General features: G+C 66.4%; 2 protein-coding genes. One reads left to right on the top strand and one right to left on the bottom strand.

Features of this window, described 5'->3' with window-relative positions; genetic code table 11:
- The coding region (locus ACK4TH_RS12955) for an acetyl-coenzyme A synthetase N-terminal domain-containing protein (protein ID WP_409627029.1) at positions 1 to 132 on the bottom strand (132 nt) is incomplete at its 3' end.
- A gap of 149 nt (positions 133 to 281) precedes the next feature.
- Here ACK4TH_RS12955 and ACK4TH_RS12950 point away from each other — a divergent pair.
- Positions 282 to 494, top strand: a complete 213-nt coding sequence (locus tag ACK4TH_RS12950; RefSeq protein WP_409627027.1) for a putative motility protein — start codon at positions 282 to 284, stop codon at positions 492 to 494.
- Positions 495 to 599: the final 105 nt, after the last annotated feature.

The raw sequence follows: 599 nt of genomic DNA, 5'->3' as shown, positions 1-599 counted from the left end.
CGGCGGACGGTCGGTGTTGCACACCCGATCGAACGGCCGCTGCCAGTCGATCAGGCGGGCCTGTTCGGTCCAGAAGGCGTCGCGCTCGTCGATCGAACGGCGGTAAAACGAGGCGTAGTCGGCGCTGCTCATGGGGGCGTCTCCTCGAAGGGGCGTCAGATGCGAAATGTACGACGATTAGATTATGGGACGTCGGCTTTCGCTGGCCTGACAGGCGCGCATGCCCTGCGGCGGCCCTTGCGGTCGGGCCACAATCGGCGTAACCTCGCACCATGGTCAGCATGACGTCAACACCCTCCCCCGTCACGCAAGCCGCCGTCGCGGCCAGTGAAGCGCCCGGAGCCGCCCAAATCCTGGTGCTGCGCAAAGCCTTGCAGTTGGAGCAGCAAGGGGCGCTGGCGCTGCTCAATGCCCTACCCCAGCCCGTCCCGGTGGGGAATTTGCCGCTGGCCACCAGCGGCAGCCTGGGGACACAGGTCAATGTGATGGCGTGATGTTGGCGCCGCCGCGCTGGGCGGCGACCAAAAAGAAAGAGTAGGACCCCGTGATGGTTGTGAAGGAGTTGGGGAGCGTGGGGGAGGTGACGCACGCCCCCCGCC

Source organism: Tepidimonas sp., assembly GCF_046292505.1.
Taxonomy (GTDB): domain Bacteria; phylum Pseudomonadota; class Gammaproteobacteria; order Burkholderiales; family Burkholderiaceae_C; genus Tepidimonas.
The sequence above is the reverse complement of the archived record's forward strand: the minus strand, read 5'-3'. Positions and strand labels throughout refer to the sequence as shown.

What these genes read in the sequence shown, in the direction of transcription:
- ACK4TH_RS12950 (WP_409627027.1), top strand. Translation starts at nt 282, where the DNA reads ATGACGTCAACACCCTCCCCCGTCACGCAAGCCGCCGTCGCGGCCAGT.